We start from the raw sequence: 7,768 nt of genomic DNA on the forward strand, positions 1-7,768 counted from the left end.
TATTGCGGCCAAACAGTGCCCTGACATTCCATCTTGCTACTTTCATTCTGCCTGCTCTTCACATAACTAAACGGCCAGCCACTATCCGCAGACATTAGCTGGCGGACTTGAGCGATTTTTTAACTCGTCTGAGTGCCATCTGCCGCTTGAGCGGTGACAGGTAATCAATGAACAAGTTGCCATCCAGATGATCAATTTCATGCTGCATGACAATGGCCAAAAAATCGCTGCTCTCGATGGTGATCGGATTACCTTTTCGATCCAGTGCAGATACCACCACCGAGCTGTAACGCTCGACATCCGCGTAATAATCCGGCACGGAGAGACAGCCCTCTTGTCCAAGCACTTTATCAGTACCGCTTATCACTTGTGGATTAATCAAAACCAGCGGCTGATCCCTGCTCTCGGACAAGTCGATAATAACGACTGCCTCTTTACGCCCGACTTGAGTCGCGGCCAAACCAATCCCGTTTTCCGTCGCATACAGGGTTGCCAGCATGTCATCGATCAGCCCCTGTACGGCAGCGATATCCTCAACTCGCTCGGCCTTTATCCTCAACCTGGGATCGGAAGCCGTCAAAATATTCAAAATCGCCATCACAACTCTCCATTAACCACTTTTTTCAATCCGAGGTCACAGCCCAACGGCCGGGACATGGAGACAAACGCCTGATCCTCTTCGACCACGTTGTAACCAAGGCGCTCATAAAACCGTATCGCCCCATGGTTCTCTGTGAAGCTGGACAAGGTGACCCGGCATTTCCCCTCACGCTCAGCCTCCTGATGCAGCCGTTCCATCACGGCAGCGCCAAGCTGCCGCCCCTGATACTGAGGGAAAATGATCAGCAGATGAACATGCTGGGCATCCTCATATGGCTTGCTACATAACAGACCAATGCGCTCTCCCCCATGCAGGATCCACGAAAACCATTGCGGCAGATATGAGCTGGTTAGTCGCTCGCGTTGAAATTGGTCATCCCAGCCAAAGAGCGCCTCAACATAGGGAAAAATCCCCTCTTTGACGACAATAAAGACCTGTTCAAATTCATCTTGCGACACATCAATCAGCTCAATATCCATCTCTTTCCCTGCTCAAGCCATATTGAATACGCTGTTAGCGCACAATCACCCTATTACGATTTTTCCAAAAGGCTGCAGATTCTGAAGCATCACGAGCGGTCACAACACCTCAACCTTTACCTTGATAACACCTTCGCGAATATTGGCGATGGAACTAAAGGCAGATTTGGAGAGATCGATAATACGCCCGCTTTTAAAGGCGCCGCGATCATTGACCTTGACTACCACGCTCTTGCCGTTGGCGAGGTTGGTCACCCGCACCATGGAGCCAAAGGGCAATTCCATATGGGCGGCGCTATTGAGGTTGTTGCGATAGAGCTCGCCGCTGGCGGTCTTTTTACCGTGATAACGGTCGGCATAATAGCTGGCGTAACCAGTCTCGCTATAGCCGCGCCAGCTGCCGCCGTGGCTCTCGTCATAACGGCTGCTACAGGCGGCCAGCAGCAGACAGACAAGCAGCAGCCCCCCTTTGCAGGCCGATTGCACCACTCCCTCTCTCCCGATGCCGCGCATCTACTTCTCCTCGCTCACCTTGCCGGATAGATAGCCCGGCTGATCATATCGCATCGCAGTAACGGGGAGATTCTCCCCATACCGGCAAGCCACCGCAATGTAGGCGGCCCCTTGCCATCATGGCGCCCAGCCCGGTTGCCAACGCCGTGGCCACCACGATTGTTGCAATAAATACAGGCCTTAAATCACCACTGTTGCACCCAAGAGACAATCAAGGGGCCACTTCTCTGCTCTCGTTTGCCAACTTGAGCAAGCAAACTCCCTCCGATCTGCGTCCGCAACGCAGCACAACAAGAGGGATACTTAACCAGAACCGGGCAAGCCCGTTCATCCGCAGCCTTACCCCATCAGGGGCTGCGCCGCTACTTTGCCATATTTTTCCAATAAAAAGGGAGGCGAATGCCTCCCTTTTCTCTTGCTATTTGCCCATCAGAGTCAGGCGATCAGCTTGTCATCGGCAAAGCCGAAGCCACGCAGACCCACCACATGCACATGCTCGTGCTTGCCTTGCACTTTACGGATGAGCTTGTAGGTGGTGCCCTTCTCGGGACTGATGTTCTCGGGCGCAGCGATAAGCAGCTGCATATCCTGCCGCTCGCACAGCTCGAACAGGGTGGCGATGGATTTGCCATCCAGACGGGCCGCTTCGTCGAGGAACAACAGGCGGCAGGGGGCGATGTCCTTGCCACGCAGACGGCGGGACTCCTCCTCCCAGCTGATCAGCACCATCAAGAGGATGGCCTGACCGGTACCGATCGCCTCACCGGTGGAGAGCGCGCCGCTCTCGGCCCGCAGCCAGCCATCGGCACCGCGCTGCACCTCGATCTCCAGCTCCAGGTAGTTGCGATAGTCGAGCAGCACATCGCCCATCACCTGATAGCTGCGATCACCCTGCTCCACTTGTGGGTTGAGACGCTGGAACAGCTTGGCCATCGCCTCGGAGAAGCTGAGCTCCTTGTCGGCGAACAGATCGTTGTGCATTGCAGTTTGGTCGGCCAGCGCCGTCAGCAGACGGGTGTGGGCCTCGCGGATATTGACGTTGAGGCGTACCCCGCGCACCAGACCGAAGGCGATGTTCTGCAAGCCCTGGTTGAGCACCCGGATGCGGTTCTGCTCGCGGCGGATGATGTTGGTGATCTTGGCCGCCACCTCGTGAGAGGAGAGCGACAGGTGGGTTTCCCGCTGCTTGAGTTCGTCTGCCAGACGGGCCAGCTCGATCTCCATCTCCTCGATCGCCTCGACCGGATCATCGGAGCGGATGATATCGTTGCGAATGCGATCCTTGAGGTAGCGGTAGACCTGCACGTAGAAGGCCACCTTCTGCTCGGTGCTGCGGTTGCCCTCGGAGAGACGCAGCGCATCGCGCAGGGCCTCGTCGTGGGCCACCGCCACCCGCAGGGCGCCAAGGGCCTTGTCCGACATGGAGCGCAGCTCGTCGCTGTCAAGGTACGCCAGCTCGCGCTTGTTGAGGCGCTTCTCGACGTCGGTCTCCCGCGCCAGCCGCACCACCCGCGACCAGCTCGCCTTGTGACCCACCAGAGATTTACGGGCGCTGTAATAATCCTTGCCTTCGAGCTTGAGACGACCACCGAGGGATTCGATCTCGCGCTTGGTCACCTGCAACTGGGCCTCGGCGCTGGTGCGACGGGAACGGGTGCGGATCAGCAGCTCTTCGATCTCTTTCTTGTGGGCGCGCGCCTTCTCTTCCATATCGTCAGAGAGGGTCAGCCCCATGGCCGCCAGCTCCTGCTCGAACTCGGTCAGGGTCTGGCGCTTGGCCTCGACGCTGGAGTTGAGGGCGGTGCGCAGTTGCAGCGCCTCGGTGTAACGCTGGGCAATCTGCTTGTGCTGCTCGCCAGCGGTGCGGGCTGCCAGCTCGGCCGCCTTGAGCTTCTCTTTGAGTCGCTCGCTCATCTCGGACGCCTTGCCCAGCAGGTCTTGTGCATCCTGATAGGCAAAGTGCGGCAGACGGGCCACCAGCTGATCGAGGGCGTAGCAACGGCGCTTCTGCTCGGCCAGCAGATCGCTCACCTCATCGTAAGCAGCCTGCAGCACCGCAAGATCCTGCGGATCCTGACGCAGTACCTGCACCATGGTTTCCAGTTTTTCCAGCGACTTGCCGTGCTTGGCGATAAAGGCTTCGGCCTGTTTCAGGGCTTCCACGTCTGCATGAGCCGCCTCGAGGCGGGCCGCCAGATCAGTCTCGGCAAACAGGTGGGCAAAGGGCAGCATCCCCTGCACCAGCTGGATATGACGGGTCAGCTGGGCGGCAGCCGCTTTGGCATCGCTCAGCTGCTTGTCGCACTCACCGATGGCACCTTGCAGCGCGCGCAGTTCGGCCTGCTTGGCCTGCACTTCGGCTTCGGGGTCGGGGCGGAAGGCGATATCCAGATGCTGACCGATAAAGTCGCGGAAGTGACCGTAGAGACGGTGATACTTCTGCTGCTCGAAGGCGGCCTTGGCGTAGCCCTCGATGAGCCCTTCGCGCTCAAGGTCGAGCTGCTCGATCCGTTTTTCCCGCGCCGCGCGACCAAACAGCGGTAGCTCGGGGTAGCGGGAGAAGCGCACCTGACGCTTGCTGGTGCGCACCAGCACGGCGTCCCCCAGCTCGTCCGCTTCCACCAGATCCTCGTCAAAGGAGTCGGGGTTGCCCTGAATGAGGTAGATATCTTCCGGGCAATCTTCCAGCTTTTTCAGCCGCTCGATGGCGCCCTCAAGGTCGAGCACCACCAGGGCGCTGCGAGCCGGGCCGTAGAGCGCGGAGTAGTAAGGGGCATCGTCGATGGAGATGTCGTCGTAGACATCGGAGAGCAGCACGCCCCCCACCTGCTCGGCGATGCGGGCAAGACGGGGATCCGCCTCACCAGCCCCCAGCTGCAGGTTGCGAATTTGCAGCTCCAGCGCCTGTTTCTGCGCCGCAATGCGGTTGCTCTCCTGCTCGAACTCGCGCTCCTTGTCGAGCACGGTCTGCATACCGGCCGAAAGCTCTTCGGCGGTAGTCAGCGGCAGACCGCTCTGCTCGCGCAGCTGCTCGAGCTTCTCGAACGATTTCAGCCAGCGCGGCGCCAGCTTGGTGAGCTCCGCAATATCGCGACCCAGCTGGGTGCCCTGATGCTCGAGGCTGGCGCGGCGCTGGTTCACCTCTGCCTGCTGCTCGGAGAGCTCCTCCTGACGGGTGCGCTGGGCTTCGAGGAAGATCTCCAGCTCATCGCTGCTGGCAATCAGCTGGCCAGAGGCCTGCTGCAGCTCGTCACGCAGCTTGAAGAGACTCTTCTGGCTTTCGCTCTCTTTCTCGAGGCGAGCCAGCGCGGCGCGCAGCCCCTGCCCCTGGGCAATACGGGCCTTGTCTTCGATGTGACGCTTGAGCAGCGCCTGCGCGGTAGGCCAGGCGGCCTCGCGCACTGTCTCCGGAGCGATGCTCAAAAGCAGCGCCAGCGCCGCTTCATGCTCGGCCACCGCCGCCTTGGCCAGCGCCAATTGCTGTTCGGCCCCCAGCACCCGGCTGGTGAGACTCTGCTCGGCTGCGCGGAACTGGTGCAGGGTGTCGCTCGCCTGTTCGGCGGTCAGCCCCGGCAGCTCGCACTGCTCGCGGGCAGCATCGAGGGCCTGCACCGCCTGACGGTACTGGATGGCGCGGGTCTGCTGGATATCAAGCGCCTGTTGATAGTCGGCCAGCTGGGTCTTGAGGCTGTCGACTTCTGCCTGTGCCAGCTCCTTGCGCTCTTCTACTTCCAGCAGCTGGCCGTGGATCTCTTCCACTACCGCCTGCTGCTGTTCGAGTTTGTCAGAGAGATCCGCCAGATCGGCGCGATACATCTCGATCTTCTTCTGCAAACTGACAGCCGCCATCACCTTGGCCAGATGCTCGGAGGCAGACTCCAGCTCGTCGGTCAGCAATTTTTCGCGGTTGGTGAGCTGCTCCACCTCGTCGGCCAGATAGATGGCGCGCTGTTTCTCTTCGGCCAGAATGCGGCGCTTGTCGGCCAGCTCCTGGCGCGCCTTGAGGGCCAGCTCGGAGAGGCGGCTCTTCTCGGCGGCGTTACGCACATAGTCGGCAGCCACATAGTGGGTGGTTTCGGTGATCAGGTTCTTGAACAGATCCCGCTGCCCCTGGGTTTCCTTGATCGCTTCCAGCGTGCGGCGGTTTTCATAGATAGCCGCCTCCATGTCTGCAAACGCCTTGCGCACCCCGGAGTTTTCCGGCAGCAGGTACTCGCGCAGGGAACGGCTGATGGACGAGGAGATGCCGCCGTAGAGGGAGGCTTCGATCAGGCGGTAGAACTTGCCGCGATCTTTTTGATCACGCAGCTTCTTCGGGGTGATGCCGAACTCGAACATGAAGTTGTGATAGTCGGTCACCGTATTGAATTTGGCGACTTTCAGCGCCCCCAGCTCGGCGGCCGCCCCTTTCAGATCGGTAAAGGCGCGTACCCGCCCCTTGCCGCCATCAAGCTTCTCCAGTAGCAGATCGGTCGGCGCCAGATTCTCCGGCACATCCACCAGCGCGAACGGGGTGATGTTGACCTTGTTGTCACGGTTGGCCACCTGTTCAAGGTGGACGCCGACCCAGATCCGCTGTTCGCGGCTGTTCATCACTTCGAGCAGGGAATAGCAGTGGCCGCGCTGCAGCTTGCCGTAGAGCCCCTTGTCACGGGAGGCGCTGCTGGAGCCCGCTTCCGTAGTATTGCGGAAATGGAGCAGTGACTGGTCGGGGATGAGCGCCGCGATAAAGGCCGCCATGGTGGTGGACTTGCCCGCGCCGTTGCCGCCGGAAAGGGTAGTGACCAACTGGTCGAGATCGAAGGTCCGGGCAAAGAAGCCGTTCCAGTTGACCATAGTCAGGGATTTGAACTTGCCTCGCACCGGTTATACCTCCAGATCCAGTTGTTCTTCATCGAGATCCGCCTCGATGTCATCAAAGAGCGAGTCGCTGCTCGGCATTTCGTCGTCGTGGAAGATGGCTTCACCCTCCAGGATCATCCGCAGCTGAACGGCACGCGGATCTTCATCGGAGCGCACGTCGGCGGCGAAACGGAATACCGATTCGTTGACCCGGAATTTATCCCCGTTGCCAAGGGCGGTGATCATGCCAAGGCGGCGCAGGCGACGCATGGAGGTACGGATCTTTTCGAGCAGCTTCTTCTTGTCGAGATCGGTACCGCCGGAGCGGCTGTTGACCATCCGCAGCAGCTGCTTCTCGTCGGCGAGGCTCAGCACCTCCTCCTGCAGCTCGGCCATGGCAAATACCCCTTCCGAAGCCAGACGGTCCGGGCTCAGATAGAGGTAGCAGAGCACCTTGCCCACCAGCATATCGAGCTCGGAGAGCACAGTGGTGCCGATGTCGGAGCTCGGGCGCGGGCGCAGGTAAAAGAAGCCTTCCGGCGCCTTGATCAGCTCCACCTGATAGCGGCCGTAGAAGATCTCCAGCTCGCCGTGATATTCGACCAGCGCCGAGTGCTGCTCGAACTCGTCGGCACTGATGTGGCGGCCGGAGCGCAAGGCGGTGTCGATGCGCGGAAACAAGGGGTTGGCAATCGCCTCTGCAAGGCGCAGCGGCAAGGGAAACTCAGAATTGATCAATGACATAGGCCTGAACCTTGGATCCAGCTTGGTTAATGGGTTTCCATGCGGGTTGGCGATGCAGTTCGCGCTCGCCGCTGGCATGGCCCAGGCGCACGGCCTGGTCGATCAAAAGACGCGCCACATCGAAGTGGGCATGGGCCGGGTAATCCAGCAGGTATTCGCGCAGCACATCGGCCAGATCCAGCTGCTGCCCCTGCTCGGGGTAGCGGGCCAGATAGCGCTCGATACGCTCGGCCAGCTCCTGGTTGATATCCACCATCTCGACGTACTCCATCTCGAGGGGCACCTCGCCGGTCACCTCCTCGTCGTGGATGGCGATGGTTTCATCGCGCAGCTCCAGCAGACGGGGCTCTTCGGCCACCCGCAGCTGCCAGTTGTGCTGCTCGAAATTGCGGATGGACTCGCGCAGTCGCTGGCTGAAGGCACGGTTCTTGTCCATATCGATGGCGTTGCGGATAAATTTGTGGACGTGCCTGTCGTAGCGGGACCAGAGCTCGATGCACTGCTGACCCCAGCTGGTGATGACGTCAAGGCGCCCTTGCAACGCGTGAGTCAGCTCCTCGACGTGAAACAGGTCATCGCGCCCCTGCGC

5 protein-coding genes and 1 pseudogene are annotated in these 7,768 nt (G+C 60.0%); all 6 read right to left on the bottom strand.

Annotated features, from left to right (window positions below; all coding sequences use genetic code 11):
* Positions 1-94: 94 nt before the first annotated feature.
* Positions 95-598 carry a peptide deformylase gene (gene def / locus AACS18_RS01405; RefSeq protein WP_108613508.1) on the bottom strand — a complete coding sequence of 168 codons (504 nt, stop codon included), beginning with the start codon at positions 596-598 and terminating at the stop codon, positions 95-97.
* The gene (locus AACS18_RS01410; RefSeq protein ID WP_108613509.1) at positions 598-1,080 is read right to left on the bottom strand and encodes a GNAT family N-acetyltransferase; all 483 of its coding nucleotides are present in this window, start codon (positions 1,078-1,080) and stop codon (positions 598-600) included. The genes def and AACS18_RS01410 overlap by 1 nt, the downstream gene beginning before the upstream one ends.
* 99 nt (positions 1,081-1,179) lie before the next feature.
* Complete coding sequence (locus AACS18_RS01415; RefSeq protein WP_108613510.1) at positions 1,180-1,593, bottom strand: septal ring lytic transglycosylase RlpA family protein; 414 nt, start codon at positions 1,591-1,593, stop codon at positions 1,180-1,182.
* Between the two features lie 435 nt (positions 1,594-2,028).
* Complete coding sequence (gene mukB / locus AACS18_RS01420) at positions 2,029-6,456, bottom strand: chromosome partition protein MukB (RefSeq protein ID WP_108613511.1); 4,428 nt, start codon at positions 6,454-6,456, stop codon at positions 2,029-2,031.
* Positions 6,457-6,459: 3 nt separating this feature from the next.
* Positions 6,460-7,179 (bottom strand): chromosome partition protein MukE, encoded by a 720-nt coding sequence (mukE, locus tag AACS18_RS01425; protein ID WP_108613512.1) that lies wholly within the window; start codon positions 7,177-7,179, stop codon positions 6,460-6,462.
* Positions 7,160-7,768 (bottom strand): annotated as a pseudogene (locus AACS18_RS22975) (chromosome partition protein MukF); the annotation flags it as partial. The gene mukE and the pseudogene AACS18_RS22975, both read right to left, overlap by 20 nt.

The sequence above is a fragment of the Aeromonas sp. HMWF015 genome (assembly GCF_963878965.1).
Lineage (GTDB): Bacteria > Pseudomonadota > Gammaproteobacteria > Enterobacterales > Aeromonadaceae > Aeromonas > Aeromonas veronii.

Coding starts and splice junctions, on each gene's coding strand:
- AACS18_RS01410 (WP_108613509.1), bottom strand. CDS start 1,080: ATGGATATTGAGCTGATTGATGTGTCGCAAGATGAATTTGAACAGGTC.
- AACS18_RS01415 (WP_108613510.1), bottom strand. CDS start 1,593: ATGCGCGGCATCGGGAGAGAGGGAGTGGTGCAATCGGCCTGCAAAGGG.
- mukE (WP_108613512.1), bottom strand. CDS start 7,179: ATGTCATTGATCAATTCTGAGTTTCCCTTGCCGCTGCGCCTTGCAGAG.
- def (WP_108613508.1), bottom strand. CDS start 598: ATGGCGATTTTGAATATTTTGACGGCTTCCGATCCCAGGTTGAGGATA.